The 26,763-nt window shown below is 65.7% G+C and carries 18 protein-coding genes and 1 pseudogene; 12 read left to right on the top strand and 7 right to left on the bottom strand.

What is annotated here, in order from left to right:
* Positions 1–128: 128 nt before the first annotated feature.
* The gene (locus ACUXVA_RS27230) at positions 129–5,684 is read right to left on the bottom strand and encodes an apolipoprotein A-IV repeat region-like domain-containing protein (protein WP_445489236.1); all 5,556 of its coding nucleotides are present in this window, start codon (positions 5,682–5,684) and stop codon (positions 129–131) included.
* A 383-nt stretch (positions 5,685–6,067) separates the two neighbouring features.
* Here ACUXVA_RS27230 and ACUXVA_RS27225 point away from each other — a divergent pair, with 383 nt between their 5' ends.
* Both ACUXVA_RS27225 and ACUXVA_RS27220 read left to right on the top strand, forming a co-directional pair.
* The gene (locus ACUXVA_RS27225) at positions 6,068–6,445 is read left to right on the top strand and encodes an Hpt domain-containing protein (protein WP_265082814.1); all 378 of its coding nucleotides are present in this window, start codon (positions 6,068–6,070) and stop codon (positions 6,443–6,445) included.
* Between the two features lie 103 nt (positions 6,446–6,548).
* Positions 6,549–6,869: a (2Fe-2S)-binding protein gene (locus ACUXVA_RS27220; RefSeq protein ID WP_265082815.1), complete on the top strand. Its 321-nt coding sequence runs from the start codon at positions 6,549–6,551 to the stop codon at positions 6,867–6,869.
* Between the two features lie 195 nt (positions 6,870–7,064).
* Here the strand turns inward: ACUXVA_RS27220 and ACUXVA_RS27215 are convergent, their stop codons facing one another.
* The gene (locus tag ACUXVA_RS27215; RefSeq protein ID WP_265082816.1) at positions 7,065–7,517 is read right to left on the bottom strand and encodes an acyl-CoA thioesterase; all 453 of its coding nucleotides are present in this window, start codon (positions 7,515–7,517) and stop codon (positions 7,065–7,067) included.
* A gap of 159 nt (positions 7,518–7,676) precedes the next feature.
* On the opposite strand from ACUXVA_RS27215, the gene ACUXVA_RS27210 reads away from it, so the two are divergent.
* Together ACUXVA_RS27210 and ACUXVA_RS27205 are read left to right on the top strand one after the other, a co-directional pair.
* Positions 7,677–8,705, top strand: coding sequence for an NAD(P)/FAD-dependent oxidoreductase (locus tag ACUXVA_RS27210; protein ID WP_265082817.1), 1,029 nt, complete (start codon positions 7,677–7,679; stop codon positions 8,703–8,705).
* Between the two features lie 191 nt (positions 8,706–8,896).
* Complete coding sequence (locus ACUXVA_RS27205) at positions 8,897–9,526, top strand: DUF2147 domain-containing protein (protein ID WP_265082818.1); 630 nt, start codon at positions 8,897–8,899, stop codon at positions 9,524–9,526.
* A 118-nt stretch (positions 9,527–9,644) separates the two neighbouring features.
* Here ACUXVA_RS27205 and ACUXVA_RS27200 read toward each other — a convergent pair whose 3' ends face one another.
* Positions 9,645–11,591 carry a hypothetical protein gene (locus tag ACUXVA_RS27200; RefSeq protein WP_445489232.1) on the bottom strand — a complete coding sequence of 649 codons (1,947 nt, stop codon included), beginning with the start codon at positions 11,589–11,591 and terminating at the stop codon, positions 9,645–9,647.
* An 87-nt stretch (positions 11,592–11,678) separates the two neighbouring features.
* Positions 11,679–12,776, bottom strand: coding sequence for a lysylphosphatidylglycerol synthase transmembrane domain-containing protein (locus tag ACUXVA_RS27195; protein WP_265082820.1), 1,098 nt, complete (start codon positions 12,774–12,776; stop codon positions 11,679–11,681).
* 418 nt (positions 12,777–13,194) lie between these two features.
* Between ACUXVA_RS27195 and ACUXVA_RS27190 the strand changes: the two are divergent.
* Positions 13,195–13,699: pseudogene (locus tag ACUXVA_RS27190) on the top strand (YciE/YciF ferroxidase family protein); the annotation flags it as partial.
* Positions 13,700–13,782: 83 nt separating this feature from the next.
* Here ACUXVA_RS27190 and ACUXVA_RS27185 read toward each other — a convergent pair.
* Positions 13,783–14,217 carry a hypothetical protein gene (locus ACUXVA_RS27185; protein WP_265083633.1) on the bottom strand — a complete coding sequence of 145 codons (435 nt, stop codon included), beginning with the start codon at positions 14,215–14,217 and terminating at the stop codon, positions 13,783–13,785.
* A 133-nt stretch (positions 14,218–14,350) separates the two neighbouring features.
* Here ACUXVA_RS27185 and ACUXVA_RS27180 point away from each other — a divergent pair, with 133 nt between their 5' ends.
* Complete coding sequence (locus ACUXVA_RS27180; protein WP_265082822.1) at positions 14,351–14,965, top strand: hypothetical protein; 615 nt, start codon at positions 14,351–14,353, stop codon at positions 14,963–14,965.
* Positions 14,966–15,018: 53 nt separating this feature from the next.
* Here ACUXVA_RS27180 and ACUXVA_RS27175 read toward each other — a convergent pair whose 3' ends face one another.
* On the bottom strand, positions 15,019–15,444 hold the full coding sequence (locus ACUXVA_RS27175; protein ID WP_265082823.1) for a universal stress protein: 426 nt from the start codon (positions 15,442–15,444) through the stop codon (positions 15,019–15,021).
* A 54-nt stretch (positions 15,445–15,498) separates the two neighbouring features.
* On the bottom strand, positions 15,499–16,029 hold the full coding sequence (locus ACUXVA_RS27170) for a SixA phosphatase family protein (RefSeq protein ID WP_265082824.1): 531 nt from the start codon (positions 16,027–16,029) through the stop codon (positions 15,499–15,501).
* Between the two features lie 127 nt (positions 16,030–16,156).
* On the opposite strand from ACUXVA_RS27170, the gene ACUXVA_RS27165 reads away from it, so the two are divergent.
* The 6 genes from ACUXVA_RS27165 to ACUXVA_RS27140 all read left to right on the top strand — a co-directional run bounded on the left by ACUXVA_RS27165 (position 16,157) and on the right by ACUXVA_RS27140 (position 26,754).
* The gene (locus tag ACUXVA_RS27165; RefSeq protein WP_265082825.1) at positions 16,157–17,542 is read left to right on the top strand and encodes an NAD(P)/FAD-dependent oxidoreductase; all 1,386 of its coding nucleotides are present in this window, start codon (positions 16,157–16,159) and stop codon (positions 17,540–17,542) included.
* Positions 17,543–17,676: 134 nt separating this feature from the next.
* Positions 17,677–18,177 (top strand): peptide-methionine (R)-S-oxide reductase MsrB, encoded by a 501-nt coding sequence (gene msrB, locus ACUXVA_RS27160; RefSeq protein ID WP_445489228.1) that lies wholly within the window; start codon positions 17,677–17,679, stop codon positions 18,175–18,177.
* A 259-nt stretch (positions 18,178–18,436) separates the two neighbouring features.
* A complete protein-coding gene (locus tag ACUXVA_RS27155; protein ID WP_265082827.1) occupies positions 18,437–20,284 on the top strand; it encodes a flagellar hook-basal body complex protein in 1,848 nt (615 codons plus the stop codon).
* Between the two features lie 47 nt (positions 20,285–20,331).
* A complete protein-coding gene (flgK, locus tag ACUXVA_RS27150) occupies positions 20,332–22,200 on the top strand; it encodes a flagellar hook-associated protein FlgK (RefSeq protein ID WP_445489226.1) in 1,869 nt (622 codons plus the stop codon).
* A gap of 7 nt (positions 22,201–22,207) precedes the next feature.
* Positions 22,208–23,827, top strand: a complete 1,620-nt coding sequence (locus ACUXVA_RS27145) for a flagellar biosynthesis protein FlgL (protein ID WP_445489224.1) — start codon at positions 22,208–22,210, stop codon at positions 23,825–23,827.
* Between the two features lie 260 nt (positions 23,828–24,087).
* Positions 24,088–26,754: a DUF1522 domain-containing protein gene (locus ACUXVA_RS27140; RefSeq protein WP_445493361.1), complete on the top strand. Its 2,667-nt coding sequence runs from the start codon at positions 24,088–24,090 to the stop codon at positions 26,752–26,754.
* The last annotated feature ends 9 nt before the right edge of the window (positions 26,755–26,763 follow it).

Genomic DNA, 26,763 nt, shown 5'->3' with positions numbered 1-26,763 from the left:
GGTGTAGAAGGGCCGCTGCCGCAGCTGGCGGCCTCGCAACCAGCGGCGTGCTGAAGTTCACATGATGGCAACAGAAAAGCGGAGGCATTGCTGCCTCCGCTTTTCTGTTTGCTCTGTCTGTCGTTCGTCTATCCCAGCCGGCTGGCGGCGTGGGCGAGCAGGGTGTAGACCAGCCCGGTTTCCGAGGTGAGGTGGCTGCGCAGCGCGGCCGGGCCGCGTTCGTCGCGGGCGACCTCGTCGAGCAGGCGTTCGAACTCGGTGATGTACCTGTCCACCGTGGTCTTGAAGTTGCGGTCGGCGCGATACTTGCGGCTGACCTCGTCGAACGCCTTCTGTCCGGCGGGGGTGTAGAGCCGCTTGCTGAACGCCTTGCGCTCACCGCGCTGGTAGCGATCCCACATCTCGGCGGCCAGCGCGCGGTCCATCAGCCGGCCGATGTCGAGCGACAGCGACTCCAGCGGATTGCCGCTGCTGGCAGGCGCGGGCGGCGGCGTCGGGGCGCGCGGGCGCGGCGGCTCACGCTCCTCGGCGCTGTCGGCGCGGCCGAGCAGGTCGGACAGCCAGCCGTCACGGCCCTGGTCGGAACCCGATGGGGCGACCGGCGGCGCTTCGGTGCGGCGCGGGGCAGGTGCGCCGATATCCGGCATCGGCAGGTTGGAGGCGCTGCCGAAATCGCGCTGACGGGGCTGCGGCGCGGGGGCCGGTGCCGGGGCAGGGGCCGGACGCGACATTGCCTCGCTGCGACCGCCGGCAGTGGCCATCACAGGCTCTTCCTCGCGCTGCACGCTGGCGCGGCTGGCGCCGACCACGTCGAGGCCGCGGCCGTGACGGGCGACGATCCGGTTCAACTCGGCCAGCGCCTCGATCTGGTCGACGATGACCTTGCGCATCTGCGAGGTGCTCTCGGCGGCCTCCTGCGGCATTTCCAGCACACCGCGGCGCAACTCGCTGCGGGTCTGCTCCAGTTCGCTCTGCATTTCCGAGGCCATCATCTTCATGGACTGAACCAGCGTCGCGAACTTGTCGGCCGACTGCTTGAACATCGCATCGGCTTCCTGGGTGCCCTGCTGGTAGATCTCGTTCATGGCCTCCGACGTCAGGCGGCGTTCCTCCTCGGCCGAGGCGCGCACCGCCTCGAACTGGCGGGTGATCGCCGACGATCCGGCACCGGCGGTCTCCGCCACCACGCGCGCGATGTCGCGGGCGCGCTCTTCGGCCGCCGCCAGCGATTCATCGAGCAGGCCGGTGAAGCGGGTCAGCCGCTGATCGAGATCGGTGGTGCGCAGGTCGATGGTGGTGACCAGCGAGTCCAGCGCGGCCTTGCGTTCGTCGACCGACGCCATGGTGCTCTTGTTGCTCTGCTCCACCAGTGCGGCGGCATCGACCAGCGCATGGCCGTGGCTTTCGAACTGGGTGGACAACTCGGCGAGATCGCCGACCGCCTTCGAGGTCTTGGCGGTGAAGGTGCCGAGCTGATCTTCCAGCGCCTGGGTGGCTTGGCCGTTGCGCGACGTCACGTCGTTCATGGTGGTGACGAAGTCGGCGACGCGGGTGACCAGCGCCCGCTCCAGCGAGTTCAGGTTGTCGTGGGCGCCGGTGAGGACTTCCTGCAGCAGGATGTTGCCCTCACGCAGCCGCTCGAACAGAGCGACCGTGTCGGTGCGCAGGATCTTGCTGGTCTCCTGCATTTCGGTGACCGCAGCGATCGAGACCTGGCGCGACTGCTCGATGGCCGAGCGCGAGGTGTGCTCGAGTTCCTTGAGCGACTTGTTGACCGCGTTGGTCGCGATTTCGCCGGCGGTGGTGATGCTGCGTGACACGTCCGACGAGTTGGTGACCATCGACTGCGCGAAGGTGTGGCCGCGGGTTTCGATGGCCTTCAATGCATCGGCAGTGACGCGGTCGATATCGACGGTGAGCTGGTTGGTCTTGTTGCCGAGGGCATCGACCAGCGAACCGCGCTTGGCGTCGATCATCTGCGACAGACGATCAGTCTGTTGCTGCACATAGGTGACGATCTCGTCGGTCTTGCCGGTCATGGTCGAGCCGAAGCTGCCGGTGGCGGCGAACACCGAGCGTTCGATCTCCGACGAGGCCGACTTCATGCGGGTCGAGACTTCGTTGGAGACGCTCACCAGCGCGGTCTGGGCGCCGAGCGCGCTGGCCTGGATGTTGTCCGAGGTGCTGGCGGCGGCGGTGGCCAGCGAACGCTCGATGTCGACGGAGATCGCCTTGACCTGGCTGGCGGCCTCGGACGAGGCGGCGGACAGCGAGGTCTGCGCCTCGCGGGCGCTGCTCAGGATCGACGCAGCGGTGTCGGCGCCCACGGCCGACAGCGTGCGTTCGACGTCGATGGCCAGTGACTTGACGTGGCTGGCGGCCTCCGAGGACGCGGCGACCAGGGTCGACTGCGCCTCGCGGGCACCGGTGACCATGGATTCCGCGGACAGGCTGCCGGCGGACGTGAGGCTGCGTTCGATGTCGGCGGCGAGCGACCTGGCCTGCGCCGAGACGTCGGCGGAGGTCGAAGCCAGCGTGGCCTGCGCGTCGCGGGCACTGGCGACGATGGAGTCCGCGGTGGAACTACCGGCTATGGTGAGGCTGCGCTCGATATCGGCGGCGAGATTGCGGACCTGGTTCGACGCTTCCGAGGAGGCGTTGATGAGCGAGGTCTGCACGCCGCGTGTGCTGGCCAGGATGGAGTCGGCGGTGGCGGTGCCGGCCGCGACCAGGGTGCGTTCCACGTCGGCGGCCAGCGTCTTGATCTGCTGCGAGGCTTCGTTGGAGGCGGAGACCAGGGTCGTCTGCGCGGCGCGGGCGCCGTTCAGGACCGAGTCGGCGGTGGCGGTGCCGGCTGCGGACAGGGTGCGCTCGACATCGGCGGACAGCGACTTGATCTGGCCGGCGGCTTCGCTCGAGGCGGCCACCAGGGTGGTCTGCGCGTCGCGGGCGCTGTTGAGGATGGCGTTCGCAGCATTGCTGCCGACAACCGTCAGCGTGCGTTCGACGTCGGTGGAGGTCAGCCGCAGCTGCGCGCCCACATCCGTCGAGACGGTGAACAGCGATTCCTGGGCGGCGCGGGCGCCGGCCTGGATGGTCTCGCTGGTGTTGACCACCAGATGGGTCAGCGAACGTTCCGCGTCCTCGACATGCGACTTGATGCCGGCGGACAATTCCTCGGCGCGGCTCATCAGCGACTCGCTGGCCTGACGGCCGGAGGTCTCGATGCGGCCGGCGACGGCCTCGATGCGCGAGCCCAGCAGCTCCTCGAACTGGCCGACGCGGGTGTCGATCTCCGTGACCACGGAGCCGACGCGATTTTCGAAGCCGTTGTGGATCGCCTGGAAGCGGGCGGTGACGGTGTCAGCCAGAGCGGTGCTGCGGTCGTCGATGGTCGCGGTGACATCGGCGATGCGGTGGTCGATCGCCGCGATCACCTGCGTGGTACCGCCGGTCAGCGTGGAGGTGAGGTCGGCGAGACGCGAGTCGATGGAGTAGATCGCCTGCACCGCGCCGTCGGTGATCGAGGAGGCGAGGTGGCTCAGGCGCGCGTCGACGGTGCTGACGGCGTGGTTGGCGCCGTCGGCAAGTGCGGTGGTCAGGCGGACCAGGCGCTGGTCGATGGAATGGACCGCAACGTCGGCGCCCTGGGTCAGCGCCGTCGCCAGATGGGTCAGGCGGTGGTCGATAGTGTCGACGGCATCGGTTGCACCGTCGGTCACGGCACTGGTCAGATGGCTGAGGCGGGCGTCGATCGTGCTCACCGCCTGGATGGCGCCGTCCGACAGCGACGACGACAGCGTCTCGAGGCGGTTTTCGATGGTCGCGGTGACCGACTGGGCACGCGCGTCGAACGTCTCTTCCAGCCCCTTGAGCCGGCCGTCGACGGTCTCGTCGAACGACTTGATGCGGCTGTCCAGCGACGCGTCGAGGTCGCTGACGCGGGATTCGAAGGTGGTTTCGAACTGCTGCAGGCGCTGGTCGAGCGAAGCGGTGATCTGGCCGCCGTTCGAGGTCAGGCGGGTGTCGAACGTATCGACGTAGGTCTTCAGCGTGTCCGAGATGTCATGGGTCCGCTGTCCGAGCCGATCGACGACTTCGCCGCCGAAGGTCTTCACGGTGCGGTCGAATTCGGAGATGTGGCGGGTGATCAGGGCGCCCAGCGTGCCGCTGTCGCGCGAGAACTTCTCGGCGAGTTCAGAGCCCTGTTCCTTCACCAGTTCGTCGAAGGCGCTCATCTGCAGGCTGAGGGTGTCGTGCGCGGTCTCGGTCTGGCTGGCGACCTTGGCGACCAGTGCATTGACGGTGACATCGAGCGCCTCGGAGGCCTTGTCGCCGCTGTCGATGATGCGGGTGGCGAGACGGTTGCCGGCCTCGTCGATCTTGCTGACCAGATCGCCGCTGCGCAACTCGAGTTCGAGCAGCAGAGAATCGCTGGAATTCTTCAGGGAGTCGTGGACCTGCTCGGTGCGATCCGAGACGCGATCGACGATGCCCGAGGAGCGGGTCTCGAACTCGCTGGTGATGCGGTCGATGCGCTCGTTCAGCATGTCGTGGACGCGGTCGGCGAGATCGACGAATTCGTCGTGCACATGGCCGGTCTTGAAGTTCAGGCTGGAGGTCAGGCGTTCGCTGGCGTCGAGCACCGCGCGAGTGGTCTCGGCGCTGGCTTCCTCGAGACGGTCGAGCAGGTCGCCGCCGCGCTCGCCGAGCGCCAGGATCATGTTGTCGCCGGCATTGCTGAGCGCCCGCGTGATGTGTTCGCCACGCTCTTCCAGCGCGCCGGTGATGCTCTTGGCGACCTCGTCGACGCGCGAGGCGATGGCGTCGGAGATCAGCGCGATGTCGTGGCGCAGATCGATCTGCACGCCGGAGATGGCGCTGCGGACCTGCTCGGCCTGGCCGACCAGGTTGTCGCGCTGATGCGCGATGTCCTGCAGCAGCGCGCGGATGCGCACTTCGTTGTCGGAATAGGCGCGCTCCAGCGCAGAGACTTCGTTGGCAACCAGGGTTTCGAGTTCGCCGGCGCGCGCGATGGCGCGCTCGACGCCGTCGCCCATGGCCGCGACCTCGCGGCGGATCGCCTGGCCGACCGTGACCATGGAATCGCTGGCGGCGCCTTCGGGCTCGGAGAAACGGATCGCCACCTGCGCCATGGACTGGGCGATCATGCCGAGTTCCTGGCCGCGCCAGGCAATGCTGGCGAGGAAGTAGAACAACAGGACGGGGGCGAAGAACAGCACCGCGAGGCCGGCCAGCGCCAGCGTGCCGCCGGAGCCCTGGCCGATGAAGGCCTGCAGCGAGGGCAGGAAGGCGACGGTCAGCAGGCCTGCGCCGACCACCCAGACGCCGGCGAACAGAGAGGCCAGGGTGTAGACGTTGCGGGCGGGGCGGCCCTTCTGGATCGCCTGCAGGATCTGGCCGATGGTTTCGCGGTCGTCATTGGCGGGGCGGCGGGCGAAGCGCGCGTCCTCGGCGGTGTCGAAGGCGGAGCGCTCGGCGCCCATCCGCGCGTCGAATGAATTCTCGTCATAGGCGGGGGTGGCATTGGCCGGCGCGTTGTCGCGCGAAGCAAAGGTCGGGTCGCGGTCGACCACGGGCACGTCGCTGATGTTCAGTGCTTCCTGGATGGCAGAGAGAGCGACTTCGGTTGGATCCTTGGCCTTTTTCGGATTGTTTGCCATGTTCAGTCCACGCCCCTTGTTTTACGCATCTGGAAGCCCCGCACCGTCATCCTGCATACCGGGAAACCCGGGTGCACCCCGCGGATGACGGCGAAAACTACCGGTGTCCCGGCTTGTCCACTACTTCCGCAAACATCCTATTGGCTTGGTGGCTCGAATGAAATGGATTCGATTAATACAATCTTAATCATCGTTAACGCCGCGGCGCCCAAGTCGTTAGTGTAGCTCGCAAATCCCGCGTCGCGACGACATCGTGGCGAGGTTTCGTCTAAAAAGCGGCAAACTTGCGGCCTGTACGCGTAACGTTCCGTTAACCACTGTTGTGATTGGCTGACCAAAATCGCACGCCGGATTGCTCGGCGGCAGCCAGGTTGGGCATCATCATGACACTGCACATGGAACAGGTTCACTGGATGCCGTCGCCGCCGCTTGCTCCCGATGATGGTCCGATCGATCGCGCCCACCTCGCACGCATGACCCTCGGCGATCCCGGCCTCGAGCGCGAAGTGCTGGCGATGTTCGCCGGCCAGTCGGCCGGCCTGATGGACCATCTCGCCGGATCGCCGCCCAACGCCGCCGATCTGGCCCATACCCTGAAGGGCTCGGCGATGGCGATCGGGGCGTTCCGGGTCGCCGATGCCGCGGATTGGCTGGAGACCGCCCTGCGGAATGACGACAATGGCGGCGAACCGCTGATGGCCCTGGCCGATGCAGTGACCGAGGCCCGCCAGGCGATCGATGGCATCCTGAAGCGTTCCTGAGCGATCTGCCCTCGAGATTCAGGTTTTGCGGCGGAGCGCTGGCGCGATCCGGATCGACCCGTTATACGACAACCTGTCTCTCCCTTCCTGCAGCGCGAGCATCATGGCCAAGATAAACTTTGTCGATCACACCGGCGAAACCCGCACCATCGACGTCGAGAACGGCGCCACCGTGATGGAGGCGGCCATTCGCAACGCCATTCCCGGCATCGAGGCCGAATGCGGCGGCGCTTGCGCCTGTGCGACCTGCCACGTCTATGTGGACGAAGCCTGGCAGGAGAAGGTCGGCGCGCCGACGCCGATGGAAGAGGACATGCTGGATTTCGGCTACGACGTGCGGCCGAATTCCCGGCTGTCGTGCCAGATCAAGGTCACCGACGCGCTGGACGGTCTGATCGTCCGCACCCCCGAACGCCAGGCCTGATCGGTTCGAATTTAAGCGCTGACACTTGTCCCGGACGCGACGCAGCCTAGCGAAGCAAAGCTTCGCGCGGCAGTGCTGCTTCGCAGATCCGGGACCGTACCGGGCTCCGAGTTTTGGGCGGTCCCGGCTCTGCGGTGCACTCCGCCGGCAAACGGCGGCGCAATGCACCGCGTCCGGGACATGGGGCGTTGAGCTCTACGGGCTGCCGCCGCCGTGCATCATCCAGGGCTGAAAGCGTGCGACGATCTCGGCGGGGATCGGCGTCGGGTCGCGGCTGTCATGGCCGACCATCACCGTGGTCGACGTCGCCGACGCCATGCACTTGCCCTCCGAGAATACCACCTGCGAGAAGGTCGCCGAGGTGCGGCCGAGCTTGATGACACCGAGGCCGAGCTCGATGGTGCCGGGCCAGTGCAGTTCGGCGCGATAGTGGATATTGAGCTGGACCAGCACCCAGGCGAGGCCCGGTAGCATCAGCCCGTAGGCGGGGTCCTTCACCAGCATGACCCGGCTGGTCTCGAAGTAGCTTGCATAGACCGCGTTGTTGACGTGCTGGTTCGGGTCGAGGTCGGCGAAACGCACATTGTCGGTCAGCCGATAGGGGAAGTTCTCAAGCAGCGGGGGCGTCGCCCGGGCGGGTGCGTTCACGTAGCGTCTCCAGCGTTTTGCGACTGTTACAGCCCAGTTGCCGGGCGCGGGCAAGGGCGCTGCGCCGATTTATGGCTTTCCTCGTCGGGCACGGTTGGCTAGACATTTCGGGCCGGATGGCGCCGGGCCACGGGCAAGGTTCAACCGAGAAGAAACCCCATGAGCGAAACGATCAAGACCGACGTGCTGATCATTGGCGCGGGTCCCTGCGGGCTGTTTGCCGTTTTCGAACTTGGCCTGCTCGACATGAAGACCCACCTCGTCGACATCCTCGACAAGCTGGGCGGCCAGTGCGCCGAGCTCTATCCGGAAAAGCCTATCTACGACATTCCCGGCATTCCCATGGTCACCGGCCAGGGCCTCACCGATGCGCTGATGGAGCAGATCAAGCCGTTCAGCCCGACCTTCCATCTCAATGAAATGGTCGAGACCATCGAGAAGATCGGCGATCCCCTGTTTCGCGTCACCACCGATGCCGGCCAGGTGTTCGAGTGCAAGGTGGTGGTGATTTCCGCGGGCGGCGGCTCGTTCCAGCCGAAGCGGCCGCCGGTGCCGGGCATCGAGGCCTATGAGGGCACGTCGGTGTTCTACGCCGTGCGAAAAATGGAGCAGTTTCGCGACAAGAGCATCCTGATCGTCGGCGGCGGCGATTCCGCGCTGGACTGGACGCTCAACCTGCAGCCGATCGCCAAACGCGTCACGCTGCTGCACCGGCGCGACGATTTCCGCGCCGCCCCGCACAGCGTCGAGCAGATGCGGACGCTGGTGGCGTCCGGCCAGATGGATCTCAGGATCGGTCAGGTCACTGCGCTGGAAGGCGAGGGCGGCATGCTGTCGGGCGCTGCGGTCAAGGGCAGCGACAACGAAACCTTCAAGGTCGATTGCGATACCATGCTGCCGTTCTTCGGCCTGACCATGAAGCTCGGACCGGTGGCGAACTGGGGCGTCAAGCTGGAGAACAATCTGGTGCCGGTGGAAACCGCATCGTTCGAGACCAACGTGCCCGGCATCTTCGCGATCGGCGATATCAACACCTATCCCGGCAAGCTCAAGCTGATCCTGTCCGGCTTCCACGAGGGCGCGCTGATGGCGCAGAAGGCGCATCGCTACGTCTATCCAGACAAGCGCCTAGTGTTTCAGTACACGACGTCGTCGTCGAGCCTGCAGAAGAAGCTCGGCGTCAACTGAAGCGCTGCGCGATCGGACAATCTGCTACCGTGCCGTCATCGGCACGGTGTGGCGAAGGTGTGGCGGCGTCACACAGTGAAATCCCGTTCGGGGTCACGCTTCTTGCAAAAGCCATCAAGCAGCGGCACTCTGCAACCGACAGAGCAGAGTTCCCGTCGCCACCATCGCGACGCCCCGGCCCGGTGATCAGCATGTTCAAAGTACTATCCAGCCTTCGACTGACCGGCGCGTTCGGCGCGGCGATCGCAGCACTGACCCTGTCGGCGACGCCGATGCGGGCGCAGGAGCCTTCTGCGGTTGGACTTTGGCAGAAGGTCGAGAACAACAAGCCGGTGGTCTGGGTGCTGATGGTCGACCACGATGGGGTCGTCGAAGGCGCCATCGCCAAGACGTTTTCCAATCCCAGCGAGCCGCCGAACGAATTCTGCGTCAAATGCGTCGACGATCGCAAGGGCGCGCCGGTGCTCGGTATCTCGTTTATCCGCGGCATGAAACATGTCGGCCTGAAGTACGAGGACGGCAACATTCTCGATCCGCGCGACGGCAAGATCTACAAGGCCAAGATGAGCGTCAGCCCCGACGGCCAGACGCTGACGCTGCGCGGTTACTGGGGCATTTCGCTGCTCGGCAAGGACGAGACCTGGTACCGGCTGCCCGACGCCATGATCGCCTCGCTCGATCCCGGCGTGCTGGCGAAGTACATGCCGGAGCAGGCCGCGGCGCTGGCCGCTCCCGCCGGGAAGCCGCCGCAGGCGGGCGCTATGAAGCCGACCGTTGGCGTCAAGAAGGCGACCAACGCGGTCCCGCCAGCGACGCGTTGATCGCGCGCAGTTGCTGATTGCCGGACGCTGGAGCGCCGCAGCGCTTTCGTGATTTCGTACCGTTCTGGCGAAGCGTTGCGACGCGAGGAGCCCAGCGCTTCACTCGGGATGAAGCGAGCTACCGCGATGCCGGCGTCACTGGCGCCAGCGGCTCCTGGACCACCTCGGCCTCATTGCCAAGTCGCAGCACGTCGGCCACGGCCGGCAGTGCCGCATCGGCCATGGCGGCATGGCCCTCGGCGGTCGGATGGATCGCGCCGCCATAGACCGCTGACAGCACGCCCCAGGTGGCGTCGTGGATATCCGCAGGCACGGCCGCAGCCGAGTAGCCCTGCGGATAAGTCATCGCGGCGAAGTAGCTGTCATTGGCGTCGCGGATCCAGCGGCCGCGCGGCAGATAGGCGCGAAACTCGCTGGCGCCGCGACCGCAGGTCATCGGCTGCTCGGCGGCGGCGACGATGTCGGGGTCGAAACTGTCCCCCTTGGCCGAGAAACAGGCGCGGTCGAACTCCGGATCGGACGCAGACCTCGCACAAAATCCGTGATTGGCGAAGGCGGCCTGATGGGCATCGACGAAGGTCATGCGGTCACCGGCCGGATCGCGGCACATGATGCCGCCCTGGCACAGGGCCAGCGCCTTGAGCTGCGGCAGGAACTCGCTCTGGACGAAATTCGCCACGCTGGACAGCCGCTGCGGGTCGGCATTGAACGACGGGTGGATGTCGAAGCCGGCCGGACCGCCCGGGCAGGGCGCGCCATTGGCCAGCGCCGGATTGGCATAGGCGACATAGACCACGTGGGACAGGTCGTTGCCGACCAGCGGCTTCAGCGCTTCGCGCAGCTTGCTGAATCCGGCCGGCAAGTCGCGCGCCAGCGCCGCCCGGGAGTCCTCGACCGATCCGATGATGCCGGTGCGCTTGAACAGCGTGCGCTCGGTGGAGTTCTCGACGATGACGTCGGCGACCAGGCCGGAGAAGTTGATGTCGTTGGCGCCGACCGAGAGCAGCACAAGGTCGAGCTTGCGGTTGGGCTGCCGGCGCTTGGCGGCCGTCATCGCCTCGCGCAGCTCGGTGAGCTGCGCATTGACGGTGCCCTGGCAGTTTATGGTCGTCTTGGTGGTCAGGCATTCCCGCGCGCGCTGCGACCCGAACAGGCCGTCGGCGATGGTCGCGCCGGAACAGGCGAGCGGCAGGTAGGTCACCGCGATGTGCGGATACGCCACCGCCAGCGCCAGCGCGGTGCGGGTCTGGTAGCTGTAGAGCGAACGGTGGCACGCCGAATTCAGCCAGGTCGCGCTCTGGCGTTGCCAGGCCTGCAGGGGTTCATAGGAATCGCACGAGCGCCCGCCCTTGAAGCCGGCGCGGCTGGGCCGGTAGAACATGCCGGAGGCCGTGCCGAGGTAGGATCGGAAGCAGAAGCCATCGTCGGACAGTGCGACCGGCCGGTCCGGATTGCCCTCGCCCGACGCGATGGAGTCGCCAAGGCCGGCGATCAGCACGTCGCGCACCATGATCTGCGTGACCACGCGCTGCGGGGCGTCGGGGCCGCTGGCAACCTCGACGGTGGCCTGGGTCGGGCGGCCATAGCGGGCGCGAAAATTGATCGGTTCGGCACAATCGAAGGTCGATTGCCGCGGACCGTCGCCATCGTCGAAGGTCCAGGCGCAGACCGCGCCGACCGGCACGTCGCCGGTGAGGCGCACGGTGATCGGATGCTCGGTGGGCGTCAGATAGCTTTCCTTGACGGTGTCGCGGGTGCAGGGCTCGCTGACCTTGCCGGCGAGGTCGATGCACAGCCGGCCAAGCGTGTTGCGGGCCCAGCCGCGGCCATCGCTCTGCACTTCAAGCGCCTGCTCCGCGGCGAGCACGCTGTGGTTGCGCAGGGATTCGACGTGAAGCTGGAAGTCCCGCTCCTCACGAAACAGCCGGAAGCGGTTGCGGACTTCCCATGAAATCTGCATCGGCGCGGCGCCTTGCGCCGCCGCCCAATCGGCGGGCAGGGCGCACAAGGCGGCAAGCAGCAGGGCGATGCGGATGAAGGCGGGTGCGATGCGAATTCGGGTCATGGCGTCTTGAACGTCACGGATGGGGCAGAAGTAAGAGGGGCCATCACAAATCGGCCAAGCGGACTCGAACAAGGGGCTTGGCGCAGATCAGCCCTGCGCCTGCCGGTTCTTGGCGGGATGCGGAATCACGGTCGCCGTCGCGGCACGGCGCTGCTCGGCATCGGCCTGCCTTAGCAGATCCTGTTGCTCCTGGGCGCGGCGCTGCTGCCACGGCCGCACCACATTGAGCCACAATTCGCGGCTTGCCATGACGGCGATGGCCACTGCGAACGGCAGCATGAAATACAGGATGCGGAACAGCACCAGCGTGGCCACCAGTTGCTCGCGGCCGAATTGCGGCAGCGCCACCAGCATGGCCGCGTCGAACACGCCGAGACTGCCAGGCGCATGGCTGGCGAAGCCGAGCAGGGTGGCGAGAATGAACACCACCGCCAGCGAGACGAAATCGATTGCCGGATCGGCCGGCATCAGCAGATACATGGCCATGGCGCAGAAGCCGAGATCGGCCACGCCGATCAGGATCTGCAGCAGGGTGACGCGGGCCGAGGGCAGCGTCACCTTCCAGCCGTTGCGGCCGATCTCGCGGCGCTTGTCGCCCATCGACAGCCAGATCAGATAGGCGGAAATGCCGACGATGCCGCCGAGGCCGATCAGCCGGTTGACGGCATCGGGCAGCAGATCCATCGACGAGGCGGCCTGCGGGTGCCACAGCATGCCGATGCCGAGAACGAAGGTGTTGCCGAGCCAGAAGGTCAGGCCCGAAATGAAGCAGATCTTGGCGACATCGATGGCGGTAAGGCCGTAATCGGAATAGATCCGGAAACGGATCGCCCCGCCGGTGAACACGGTGGCACCGATGTTGTGGCCGATGGTGTAGCTGGTGAAGCTCGACAGCGCGGCGATGCGATAGGGAATGTGGCTCTTGCCAATGGTTCGCAACGCGAAGAAATCGTAGAAGGTCAGCGTACAGAAAGCGCCGAGCACGCAGAGCGCCGCAAGCGCGACGTCGAGCGGCGACTTTTCGGTGATTGCCTGCAGGATCACGCCGGCGTCCACACCCTTGAGGGTGCGCACCAGATGGGTGATCGCCAGGGCGATGATCAGCACGCTCGCCGCGACACCCAGCTTTTTCCAGCCGATGTGCTGCTTGAAGCCGCGCCCAAGCGCGGTCAGCAATTGTCGCATGCGTCCTCCCCGAAGGGCGCGAGCAGTTTCAAAGCCGGCAGTAGCGACGGGCGGCAAGCGGCGACCAATTTGTTCATACGCAAAGTTCACTCATACGCGAAATCCTTAAGCCAAAAACAGGGTGTTGTGCAGCCCTTGACAACGCCGCCGGTGCGCTTTGGGCCCGTGCCATCGCGCACCTGCCTGGCTCCTGACGCCACAGCAGGGCCGCGAGCCCGCCATGATTAACTGCATTTGCAACGTTCTGTCCGCGTCTCCATATAGGCCGCCATCGTGCATCGTGCATCGTCCATCGCAATTCCCGCGCGTGTTCCCGGAACATAGCTCCGAAATACCGGTTAGCGAGCTATCAGCAACCGAACAGACGATGCGTCGCACTGCGGTCGCGTTGTTCCGTTCCCGAAACCACGGTGAAGCAATGGGACTGTTTACAAAAGATATCAAGACCATGGATGACCTGTTCGTGCATCAGCTGCAGGATATCTACTACGCGGAGAAACAGACTGCTGAAGGCGCTGCCGAAGATGGCGGATAAAGCCACCGATCCGCAGCTGAAGCAGGGATTCATGACCCATCTCGACGAGACCCAGGTTCACGTCCAGCGGCTCGAGCAGGTGTTCAAGATGCACGGCGCCGAGGTCAAGTCGGTCAATTGCCCGGCGATCGACGGCATCATCAAGGAAGCCGACGAGACCGCAGGCGAAGTCGACGACAAGGCGGTACTTGATGCCGCGTTGATCAATGCGGCGCAGGCTGCTGAACACTACGAGATCGTACGCTACGGCAGTCTGATCGCCTGGGCCAAGCAGCTCGGCCGCAACGATTGTGCAGCGGTGCTGCAGAAGACTCTCGACGAGGAAAAGGCTACCGACAAGAAGCTCACCACGCTGGCGGAGAGCAAGATCAATCTGCGCGCCGCCAGCCGATCGATCGACGTCGTTGAGACAAAAAGTCGCGCGGGGCAGCCCGCGCGATTTTTAATGGAGCGCCGTTCCGCGGACCGGGATTATGCCTTCCGCAACGCAAAATGGGCGCCGCAGAATGCCATCATGCCGCCGAGGCACAGGGCGGCAAGGCCGGCGAGAACCCCGGCGATGGTCGGCACCGGACTTGGCGCCGAAGCCGCCTGGCCGGCGCCCGCCAGCACCAGCACGCCGACCGCGATCAGAAACTGGCGCATGCGTTGCGGGATCCGGCCCGATACCGCGCTTTGCATCAGCGTTGCCGTCAGATAGCCGCCAACAAATGCCACCGTTGCGATGAGCCACCACGCCACCGCGGCGCCGACCGGCATGAAGTCGTGGGCGTCGGTGCGCCACAACCCGCCGAGATCGAGACCGAAACGCTGGCCCAGCATATGCACGGCAAGCGCCAGCAGGATACCGGACAGCATGGCGCCGGCCAGAATCAGGCGCCGCGGAAAATAGGTGGTCTCGGCCATGGTGGTGCCCATCGAAGCAGGGATCGCGTGCCGGGGGCCTTGCGCCCGCGTCCATCCCCGTGGCTTGTAAGGGATGGACGGGCGCCTGCGCAAGCGACGCCGCCGTTCGGTTGGCGCTGGTGGGTTCCTGCAGATGTTCGAAGGCAAGTTGAAATCGCAGGCGCAGCCGGCTGTCGATGCCGAGCCGTCCGGCGACCGATATGCGTATCGGGCGTCGCTCGTCGGCAGTGCCTATCAGTTCGAATTGACAGAGGACGGGCTGTCGTTTCGCGCCGGCCGCAAGTCGGGCGTCTGGCCCTACGCCAGCATCGCGCTGGTCCGGCTGTCTTTCCGGCCGGTGTCGATGCAATCGCGGCGGTTTCGCGCGGACATTGAAAATAGCCAGGGCGAGCGCATCGTGGTGCTGTCCACCACCTGGCAGACCGTCGCGCTGATGGCGCCGCAGGACAGGGACTACCGTGCATTCATTGTGCGGCTGCACGAGCGTCTTGCCCTGGCGGGCGGACAGGTGAGGCTCAACGGCGGTCTCAGGCCGGCCGTCTATGCCGGCAGCGTCGCGATCCTGGCGCTGGTGTTCATCGCCATGGCCGGGCTGCTGGCGCGCGCACTGGCTACCGGTGAATTCTACGGCGCGCTGTTCATCGTCGGTTTCGCCGCGATCTTCGGCTGGCAGATCGGCGGCTTCATCCGCCGCAACAAGCCGCGCAACTACACATTTGACGATGTGCCGAAAGAATTGCTGCCGTAGTTGCTGCGTCGGCAAAATGAAATCGCGGCCTGCGTCATATCACGGGTGTCTCGCTACTTCCTGACCACCAGCACCGAGCACTTGGCATAGCGCACCACATGGCCGGCATTGGAGCCGAGAAAGTAGGTGCGCATGGCCGGGCGGTGCGAGGTCATCACGATCAGCTCGGCCTTGATCGCCGCCGCCTCTTCGAGGATCTCGTGATAGATGCCGCCCTGGCGCACCACCGTGGAAATCCGGTCCGGTGCAATGCCGGATTCGATCGCGACGATGGCCAACGCCTGTTCTGACGCGACGCGCTGCTGGGAATCGAAATCCGCCGGGACATATTCCGCCAGCATCACCGGCGTCATCGGCAGCACGTTGATGAGCCGCACCGTGCCGCCATAGCTCTGCGTCAACGACGCTGCGGTGGCGATGGCCGATTTGGCGAGCTCGGCTTCGCCGAGATCGATCGGGACGAGAATGATCTTGAACATCTGCGCCTCCCCGTGAGGAGACTAGCACGCCTACCGCGCCGGTGCAGGATTGGTTTAATCGCCCTTGAGCAGCTTCGGGCTGACGAAACGGACCAGCTTGCCGCCGCGGAATGCGACGTCGCCCCAGTCGGCGATGTCGAAGTCGATCACCACGAGGCCCGATGTCGGCAGGTTGTCGGCGATCGCCTTCTGGCCGGCGGCGTCGCCGCCGCCGATCAGGCTGAGCGCGAGCTCGTGCAGGCCGGGATTGTGGCCGATGATCATCAGCGTGGCGGGATCCTCGACGGCGGCGGCGCGGGCCACCGCCAGCAGGTCGGTGGGACCGGCATTGTAGATCTCGTCGAGATGGGCCGCCAGCGCCGGCCGGGCGGCGTCGATGCCGATGGCCAGCTGGCTCCAGGTCTGCTGCGCCCGCACCGCGGTGGAAACGCACACCAGATCCGGCAGCGGCGGATGTTTTGAAAGCCAGGCACCGAGGGTGAGGGCGTCGACCTGGCCGCGCTCGTCGAGCCGGCGGTCGAAGTCCTTGCCGCTCGGGGCATCTCGCTCCGTCTTGGCGTGGCGCAGCAGCAACAAACGACGCATGGCGCGATCTCGATTCTCGGCGAAAACTCGGTGCGGGGAAGGGCGAACGCAATCAGGCCTGCGGAATACTGGACAAGCGCGCGCAGGACAAGGTGACAAGGCGCCGACGGGTGCTTAAGAAAATGCCATGGCCGCAGCTTCCCCCATATCCGCAAGCGCCGCACCCGATGCCGCCACCCCGCCGCCGGAACATCCGCGGCTGACGTTCGATCTCGATGTCGACGTTTGCGTGGTCGGGGCGGGGCTGGCCGGGCTTTCGGTGGCGCTCGAAGCGGCCCGGCTCGGGGCCAGCGTCGCGGTCCTGGAAGGCCGGCAGGTCGGCTGGAACGCCTCCGGCCACCAGATGGGCGCGGTGATGCCCGGCTTCGGCCTGCCGTTGCCGGACATCATCGCAAGGATCGGCCTCGAGGACGCCCGCGAATTGTGGGCGCTCTCGAAGGATGGCGCCGAAGCGGTGCGCGCCCGGGCCACCGAGGAGCTGATGCCCGGCATTGCGCTCCGCGAGGGCGCGCTGGAGGTCTCCAATGTCGATGTCGGCGAAAGGCTGATCGCCCGGCTGCAGATGCTCGGCGAGGATTTCGGCACCGAGGTCGAGGGCTGGCAGATCGACCAAGTCCGGGCCGTGCTGAAGACGGACCGCTACTTTCACGGTGTCCATTGCCCCCGTGCGTTCCAGGTCGATGGCCGCACCTACCTCAAGGGTCTCGCGGCGCTGGCGCGGCAGGCGGGGGTGCGGATCTTCGAGGACACCCCGGTGGTCAGCCTCGATCCTGCCGGCATCCGCAAGCGCATCGTGACGCCGCAGGCCAGGCTGCGTGCCTCGCATGTCGTGCTGGCCGGTAATGTTCATCTCGGCGAGCCGGCGCAGCGCTTGTGGCAGACGCTGCTGCCGGTCTGGCGCTATGCCGCCGTCACGGAGCCGCTCGGCGACCGGCTGGCCGAGGCGGTGACGTATCAGGGCTCGGTGACCGACACCGACGGCATCGACCACTTCCGCGTGGTCGAGGGCGACCGGCTGATGTGGTCGAGCCCGGAAACCACCTGGGCGGCGCGGCCGCAGCGCTTCGCGGGCAGCATCGCCCGACGCATCCGCACCGTGTTTCCGCAGCTCGGCAAGGTGGCCATCGCCGAGACGTTTGGCGGCGCGGTCGGGCTGACCGTGCACGGCATGCCCCAGGTCGGCCAGTTGGGGCGCGGGCTGTGGGTGGCCAGCGGCTTCGGCCGGCACGGGCTCAACACCACGGCGATGGCCGGTCAACTGATCGCACGCGGCATCGTCGACGGCGACGACCGCTGGCGGCTGTTCGCGCCGTTCGAGCTGGTGTGGGCCGGCGGCACCACGGGCCGGTTCGCCGGCCATCTCATCACCGCCTGGGAGCGCCGCGGCGCCGCGGTGGCCGGGACGCTGGCGCGCTACCGGGAACGGGCCCGCGCCCGGGAACTGGTGCGCGAGGCGCGGCTGGCGGAAGCCAACCGGCAAGCCGGTACCCGGGGGCCGCGGCCGCAGGCCTGATGTCCGCTACTGCCGGAACGACATAAAACAACATAAAGTGAGCGATCTACCGCTCTGGGCGTGTAACTTCGGCCGGATCCGACCGTATTTTCCTGCGAACGAGATTTCCGTCTCGACCTCTCTGGGAGACCATCATGATCGATCGCCGCATTCTGCTTGCCTCCGCTGCCAGCCTGGCGGCGCTGTTTTCCTTCAACTGGCTGCGCGGCACGCCGGCTCGGGCGGCCGAGAAATTCGAGGTCGAGAAGACCGACGCCGAATGGCGCAAGCAGCCGACGCCGCAGCAATACGAGATCCTGCGCCAGGAGGGCACCGAGCGCCCGGGCTCCAGCCCGCTGCTCAAGGAACACCGCAAGGGCATCTTCGCCTGCGCCGGCTGCGACAATCCGCTGTTCGCTTCCGAGACGAAGTATGAGAGCGGAACCGGCTGGCCGAGCTTCTGGAAGCCGCTGGACAACGCCGTGGGCGAGCGCAAGGACCGCACGCTGGGCATGGTCCGCACCGAGATCCACTGCCGGCGCTGCGGCGGCCATCTCGGCCACGTGTTCGACGATGGCCCGAAACCGACCGGGCTGCGCTACTGCATGGACGGCTTCGCCATGGTGTTCAAGCCGACGTCGCCCTCGGCAAGCTGACCTGCCATCTCCCGGCAAGTGCGGTGCGAGGGCAAGGCGTGCCCGCTACGTGGGAACCGGCGGAATCAGGCGCTTGGTCCCGGCAATTCTTACCGCGCTAGGCAATTACGCCCCGGTCCATGGACCGGGGTTTTCTTTTAGATCGTTGAAATAATTGAGCTATCGCCCTTGGCACGGGGCTTGCGACATCGTCTTCGAACAGCGGCCATGACTTTGGCAAGACCGGCGGGCCGCCCGGATCGAAGTTGGAGACGATGTAATGGGTATCTTCGGCGCTCTCACCACGTCCGTCGCGGGCCTCAAGGCGAATTCCTACGCGCTGGAGAACATTTCCGGCAACATCGCGAACTCCGGGACGACCGCGTTCAAGCGCATCGATACCAGCTTTCTCGATCTCATTCCGCAAACCGGTGTCAGCCAGCAGCTCGCCGGCAGCGTCACCACGGAATCGCGCAGCACCAACACCATCCAGGGCTCGGTGCAGTCGGCGGCGGTGTCGACCTACATGGCGATCAACGGTGACGGCTTCTTTGCCGTGCAGAAGCCCGGCAGCTTCAGCGACAACAGCCCGATCTTCACCGGCGTCAACAACTACACCCGCCGCGGCGACTTCTCGCTCGACAAGAACGGCTACCTGGTCAACGGCGCCGGTTACTATCTCGAGGGTGTGCCGATCGACTCCAGCACCGGCAACCCGGTTGGCAGCCAGCCGCAGATCCTGAAATTCCAGAACGACTTCCTGCCCTCGCAGGCGACCACCAAGATCGACTATCGCGCCAACCTGGCGAGCTATCCGCTCACCACGAAACACAATTCGTCGGTGGTGGGGTCGGAATTGCTGCGCCCGGCGGACTTCGTCGCCAATCCGCGCACCCTGGGAACGCCGGCGGCGTCCTATACCAACACCGGGACCGCCGGCAACGCCAAGACCAACTATCAGACGCCGGCGGTTCCTATCTCGGCGACGACGGCCCTCGCAAGCGTGGTCAACACCGACTCGCTGCCCTCCGGCTTCGCGCCCAATGACACCATCACCGTCAACACCACGAATGGCGGCGTGACCACCGCCAACATCATCCAGTTCTATACCGGTGCGGCGCCGGCGCCCGTCGCCGGCACAACCTTCGTCGATCTCGCGACGGCGACGGTCGGCAGCCTGCTGACCACCATCGACACCATCACCGGCAACACGATCCCGGCCAACAAGTCGACCGTATCTGCGACCGGCGTCATCACGCTGAACACCGGCGTTGCGAACGACGTCTCGGTCAAATCCGGCGCGACCACAGCCTTCGCGTCACTCGGCTTCTCCGGCACGGTCACGACCCTGCGCGGCGGCGGCGGCACGGCGGGCACCGGTACGGTGATCGGCAGCGACAACCAGGTGTTCCTGGACGAGTCGATCAGCGGCGGTGCTGCCACCGCCTATGACGGCAACGGCGCGCCGGTGAACCTGCAGTTCCGCTGGGCCAAGATCGCGTCCGCAGCCCAGGGCGGGACCGACACCTGGAACCTGTTCTACCAGACCAATCCGCAGGCGACGGGTGGGCAGACCGCCTGGGTGAACGTCGGCACCGATTTCAAGTTCGGCTCCAACGGCCAGATGCAGCCGGTGGTCGGCCAGATTACCCTGACCGGCCTCACCGTGAGCGGCGTCTCGCTCGGCAACGTCACCATGGCGTTCGGCACCGGTGGCCTGACCCAGTTCGCCGACACCAACGGCAACGCCCAGGTCAACCAACTGAACCAGGATGGCTACGCCGCCGGCCAGTTGCAGAGCGTCTCCGTCAGCAATCAGGGCCGGGTGGTCGGCGCCTATTCCAACGGCCGCAACATCGATCTGGCCGAAGTCAGTGTCGCGACCTTCAACGGCCCGAACTTTCTCAAGCGCATCGACGGCGGCGCCTTCGAGACCACCAACGAATCCGGCGCGGCACTGTTCGGCAAGGGCGGCAGCATCTCCGGCTCCTCGCTGGAGTCGTCCAACACCGACATCGCCGACGAGTTCACCAAGCTGATCGTGACCCAGCAGGCCTATTCGGCCAACACCAAGGTCATCACGACAGCGAACACCATGGTTCAGGATCTTCTCAACGTCATGCGTTAGGCCATGGGCGCTTTGCCCGTGTTCAACTCTAGGATCGGTTTTGTGTCATGAGTCTCGGCGACGCACTCTCAATTGCCATGGCCGGCCTGCGGGCCAATCAGGCCTCGATGTCGTTGGTGTCGTCGAACGTCGCCAACGCCGAGACGCCCGGTTACGTTCGCAAAACCACCGATCAGGTGCAGACCAACACCGGGTCGATCGGCACCGGCGTCAACATCGTCGGCGTCAACCGCGAACTCGATCAGTATATTCTGGCACAGCTGCGCACCGAAACCTCCGGTGCGTCCTACGCTTCGCTGAAGTCCAGTTTCCTGCAGCAGGTGCAGGGCATCTACGGTAACCCCGATGGCACCGGCACGCTGGAAAGCTCGTTCAACGCGCTGACCACGGCGGTGCAGGCGCTCAGCACGAGTCCGGACAGCTCATCGGCCCGGATCGGCGTCATCAACGCCGCGCAGGCGATGGCGTCGCAGCTCAATTCGATGTCGCAGGGTCTGCAGACGTTGCGCGGTGCGGCCGAGACCGGCATCAAGGATTCCGTGAGCACCGCCAACAATCTGATGAAGCAGATTGCCACCATCAACAACCAGCTGCAGACCAACCCGCTCGGCGGCACCTCGACGGATTCCGCCACCGCGGCGCTGCTCGACCAGCGCGACCAGTATGTCACCCAGCTGTCGCAGCCGATGGACATTCGCGTCACCACCAACAGCGCCAACCAGGTGACGGTGTTCACGGGGTCCGGCGTGCAGCTGGTCGGCAACGAGGCCGCCACCCTGTCGTTCGATGCGCAGGGCACGGTGACGCCGAACACGACATGGAATTCCAACTCGGCGCTGAGTTCGCTGGGATCGATCAAGGTCAGCTATTCCAACGGCGGCTCGATCGACCTCACCGACACGCTGAAGTCCGGCAAGATGGCCGCCTACGTCGAGTTGCGCGACAAGACGCTGGTGCAGGCGCAGACCCAGCTCGATCAGTTCGCCGCAACCATGTCCAGCGCGCTGTCCGACAAGACCGTCAGCGGAACGGCCACGGCGGCTGCAACGGTCCCGCAGGGCTACGACATCAACACCGCGAACCTCATGACGGGAAACACCGTCAACCTGACCTATACGGATGTCGCTTCCAACACCCAGCGCACCCTGACGATCGTGCGCGTCGACGATCCCTCGGTGCTGCCGCTGCCGGCCTCGACGACGCCGAACAACAAGGTGATCGGAATCGACTTCTCTGGCACCTCCGGGACGGTGGCGGCGCAGCTCAATGCCGCGCTCAACGGCGCCAACCTGAACTTCACCAGCAGCGGATCGACGCTCAGCGTCCGCAACACCGCCGGCTTCACCACCGTCGATGCCGCGTCGACCACCGTCACGCAAACCGGTCTCACCGGCAACGGGGTCGAAGTGCCGCTGTTCACCGACAACGGCAAAGCCTATTCGGGCGCAACCACCGTGTCAGGGTCGCAGATCACCGGCCTGGCGCAGCGCCTCAGCGTCAATACCGCGCTGAGTGCCGATCCGTCGCGGCTGGTGGTGTACAGCACCTCACCGCAGACGCCCTCCGGCGACGCCACGCGCGCCAACTTCATTTCGCAGCAGTTGAACAACGCCAAATTCGCCTACTCGCCGCAGACCGGCGTCGGCAGTGCCGGCACGCCGTTCAGCGGCACGCTGCTGAGCTACATGCAGCAGATCACCAGCGCGCAGGGCGCCGCCGCGGCAGCCGCGTCGCAGGTCGCCGACGGGCAGAACGTGGTGCTCAGCACGCTGCAGCAGAAGTTCACGGCGACCTCCGGGGTCAACATGGACGAAGAAATGGCGCATCTGCTGTCGTTGCAGAACGCCTACTCAGCCAACGCCCGTGTGATGTCGACGGTCAACGACATGTACAAGACCCTGATGCAGGCATTCTGAGGTAATCATGTCAATCGATGGCGTAAGCGGACGGACGTCCTACATCGGCGCCGGGATTCTCAACCTGCGCAGCCAGCTCGACACGCTGACCGAGCAGCTGGCCAGCGGCAAGGTCTCCACCACCTATGCCGGGCAGGGCGCCGGTCGCAGCCTCGCACTCGGTCTGCGCGCGCAGCCGAATTCCTATTCGGCCTACGCCGACACGGCGACCAACGTGAACACCCGCATCAACGTTGCCAACCTGTCGCTGCAGCGCCTCGTCGCGATCACGTCGTCGGTCAAGGGCGCGGCGGTGAGCGCCGGCAACACGCTCGACGACACCGGCCAGACCCCCGGCCAGAAGACCGCTTCGCTAGGATTCTACGACTCGGTCGACATGCTCAATGCCCAGTCGGGCGATCGCTATCTGTTCGGCGGTCGCGCCACGGACTCGCCCCCGGTGGCTCCTGCCGACCAGATCATGAACGGCAACGGCACCGCCATCGCCGGCCTGAAGCAGGTGATCTCCGAACGCCTGCAGGCCGACCTTGGCGTCAATGCCAACGGCCGTGTCGGCACGTCGATCGCCGCGTTGCCGGCGTCGCAGACCACGATCAACGTGACCCAGGAAGACGTGACCCCGGTGGCGCCCGCCAAGCCATCGCCTTTCGGCATGACCGTGACCGGAATTTCGAGCACCATCTCCGGCGCGAGCTTTCCATCCACGCCGGTTGTGCTGCCGGCGGCGAAATCCATGTCGGTCGACATCGGCGCGGTGAATCCGCAGAACGGCGACACCGTCAAGTTCACCTTCAAGATGCCCGACGGCACCTCCGAAGACATCGTGATGACGGCGACCACCACGGCGAAGACGCCGATGGATCCCAACACCTTTCTGATCGACCCGGGCAACCCGCAGGCGGTGCCGCCGGTGGCGGCATCGTCGGCGGTGACCGCAGCGAACCTGAACGCCGCGCTGGCGACGTCGATGAAGACGCTAGCCAACGGCACGATGACTGCCGCCTCCGCGGTTCAGGCCGGCAACGACTTCTTTGGCAATCCGCCGCAGCGGGTCGTCGGCGCCCCGGGCTTCACGAACGCGACCGCGCTGGTGGACGGCACCGCGGCCAACACCGTGATCTGGTACACAGGCGAGAGCGACACCACTGCGGGCCAGACCGATTCGGCGCGCGGCACCGCGGTGGCGAAGATCGACTCCGGCACCACCGTGCAGTACGGCGCACGTGCCAACGAGCAGGCGTTGCGCACCGAGTTGCAGAACGTCGCGGTGTTCGCCGCGGTCACGACGAAGGTGAATCTGTCCGGCACCCCGCCGGTGACCAGCCTGAATGCCGGCGACAAGATCTCCGCGCTCAACCAGCGTATCGCGCAGAACCTTGCCGTGATCCCCGGCACCCAGACCATCCAGAACATCCAGGCTGATTTTGCCGGTGCCCAGGCCTCGATCAAATCGACCACCGACCGCCAGAACCAGAGCAAGGTGATTTCGCAGTCGCTGCTGGATTCCATCGAGGGCGTCGACAACAACGAGATCGCCACCAAGATTCTCGCGCTGCAGACCGCATTGCAGGCGTCGTACCAGACGACGTCCGACCTCTACAAAATGAGCCTGGTAAAGTTTCTCTAAACATTAGCGCCACAGATTGACCCGCTACCGCGGTGGCGGGTCGCGCGTGATCTGCCGTCGCGCATAAAAATTCCCGTTGATTCAACCGACTAGCCATTTTCGCCGTCGCATCCGCGCGGCCGCTTTGTCGTGCCCGGGCCGAAATAATGCGGCGGATACTTACGTAAATTCACCCGCGTAGTTTTACGTATTCTTCAGTTCTGCAGTCCACAGTCCGGCCATCGATCAGAAGATCGTTGTTTCGTTCCCAGGAAGGCTTCATCATGTCCGTCACCCTCTCGAACTCCGTCCGTCAGAACCTGCTCTCCCTGCAGTCGACCGCAGAGCTGCTCTCGACCACCCAGAGCCGCCTGTCGTCCGGCAAGAAGGTCAACTCGGCCCTCGACAATCCCACCAACTTCTTCACCGCCGCCGGCCTCGACAGCCGCGCCAGCGACATCAACAACCTGCTCGATGGCATCGGCAACGGCGTGCAGATCCTGAATGCCGCCTCGACCGGTATCACCTCGCTTAACAAGCTCGTGGACAGCGCGAAGTCGATCGCTAACCAGGCGCTGCAGACCACGTCGGGCTACGCCACCAAGTCGAACGTCTCGACCACGATCGCCGGCGCCACTTCCGACGACCTGCGCGGCACCACCGCTTTCGACAGCACCGTTGCCTCCGGCAACGTCATCGCCAGCGCCGCCGCAGGCGGCAACACCGGCGTGGCGATCACCAACAAGCTCGGCGGCGCAATCGGTTCCGTCGCTGCCTCCGCTGCCGTTAACGTTGTCCCGGCGGCCAACGCTGCCGCTACCGCCGGTACAGCGCTGTTCAACACGACGAGCGGTTCATTGGTAGCAGGCACTGCGATCAGTGCGATCGCTACTACGAGCGGTGGTGCTTCGTCCGGTCCGGTCGCAGGCGACTCGATTGTCGTCGACGGCAAGACCATCACCTTCGGTGCGTCCGGCTCGGCGACGGCGGATACCAACGGCAACTACACCATCGGCGTCGACCAGACGGTCGGCTCGCTGCTGTCGACCATCGACACCATCAACGGCAACACGACGAACGCGTCCTCCGTCGGATCCGGCGCGATCACGCTGAACACCGGCACCAACCGCGCGCTGACGATTGCCGACGGCTCAACCGGTACGCTGGCCAAGCTTGGCCTCACCGCAGGCACGACTGCTCTGGGCACCGGCACGTCTGGAAACATCACTGGCGCCACCAAGCTCTTCAACACCGTGGGTGGCCTGAGCACGACTGCGATCTCCGATGGCACCTCGCTGTCGGTGAACGGCAAGACCATCACCTTCAAGGCGCTGGCTCCTCCGACCGCCAACAGCCTGGCCACCGGCAACAGCGGCGTGTCCGGCAACATCGCCACCGACGGTAGCGGCAACTCGACGATCTACCTCGGCACCAGCTCGACCTACACCTCTGCTACGGTCAGCGACCTGCTCACCGCGGTGGATCTGGCCAGCGGCGTGAAGTCGGCGTCCAACACCGCTGGTGTCGCCACGATCACGACCAACAGCTCGCAGTCCGCATCCGCTGTTGCCGCCGGCATCGTCACCCTGAACAGCTCGACCGGCGCCAATCTCAACCTGAGCGGCCCCGCCGACCTCCTGAAGCAGATCGGACTGACCACCGCAACTGGATCCGGTTCGGTTTCGGTCACCGCCCAGCGTGTCACCAGCAGCTCGACGGTGGCCAACCAGATCCAGGACGGATCGACCCTGAACGTGAATGGCAAGACCATCACCTTCAAGAACGCCGCCACCCCGGCAGCGTCCTCAACCCACACCGGCGTCAGCGGCAACGTTGAAACCGACGGCAGCGGCAACTCCACCGTCTACCTGCAGAGCGCGACGGTTTCCGACGTGCTGACGGCGGTTGACCTTGCGACCGGCGTGCAGACCGCCTCGCTCGCCTCGACCGGCGCCACCCTGAAGACCACGGCCGGCACCACCAACTCGACGCTGAGCGCCGGCGGAGCCCTCAAGCTCAGCACGGGTCTCACCAGCGACCTGAAGATCTCCGGCACCGGCAACGCCCTGAGCGCCCTTGGCCTCACCGGCGCCACCGGCACCGACAGCTCCTTCAGTGCCTCGCGCGCTGCGTCCGCTAGCGGCATCAACGGCAAGACCTTGACCTTCAGCGCCTTCAAGGGCGGTTCGGCGACCAGCGTCACCTTCGGCGACGGCACCAACGGCACCGTCAAGTCGCTGGCCCAGCTCAACGCGCAGCCGTCCGCCAACAACCTGACGGCATCGGTCGACAACTCGACCGGCAAGCTGACGATCGCGGCGTCGAACGACTACGCGTCCTCGACCCTGGGTCAGGCCGATGGCGGTGCGATCGGCGGCAACGCGGCTTCGACGCTGAGCTTCACATCGGCTCAGGCGCCGGTGGCCGATCCGACCGCGCAGAACACCCGCGCGGGCCTGGTGAAGCAGTTCAACGACATCCTGACGCAGATCAACACCACTGCCCAGGACGCCTCGTTCAACGGCGTCAACCTGCTCGGTGGCGACACCCTGAAGCTGACGTTCAACGAAACCGGCAAGTCCACCCTGAACATCCAGGGCGTCACCTTCGGCGCGACCGGCCTCGGCCTGGCCTCGCTGTCGGCTGGCTCGGACTTCATCGACAACTCCAGCACCAACAAGGTGCTGTCGACCCTGAACACCGCCAGCACCACGCTGCGGTCCCAGGCCTCGGCTCTCGGCTCCAACCTGTCGATCGTGCAGGCCCGTCAGGACTTCTCGAAGAGCCTGATCAACGTGCTGCAGGCCGGCTCGTCGAACCTGACGCTGGCCGACACCAACGAGGAAGCGGCCAACAGCCAGGCGCTGTCGACCCGCCAGTCGATCGCGGTGTCCGCACTGTCGCTCGCCAACACCTCGCAGCAGAGCGTGCTTCAGCTCCTGCGCTGATATCGTCAA

Source organism: Rhodopseudomonas sp. RCAM05734, from assembly GCF_052658035.1.
Note: the sequence above shows the minus strand (reverse complement) of the source record. Positions and strands in the feature narration are given on the sequence as shown.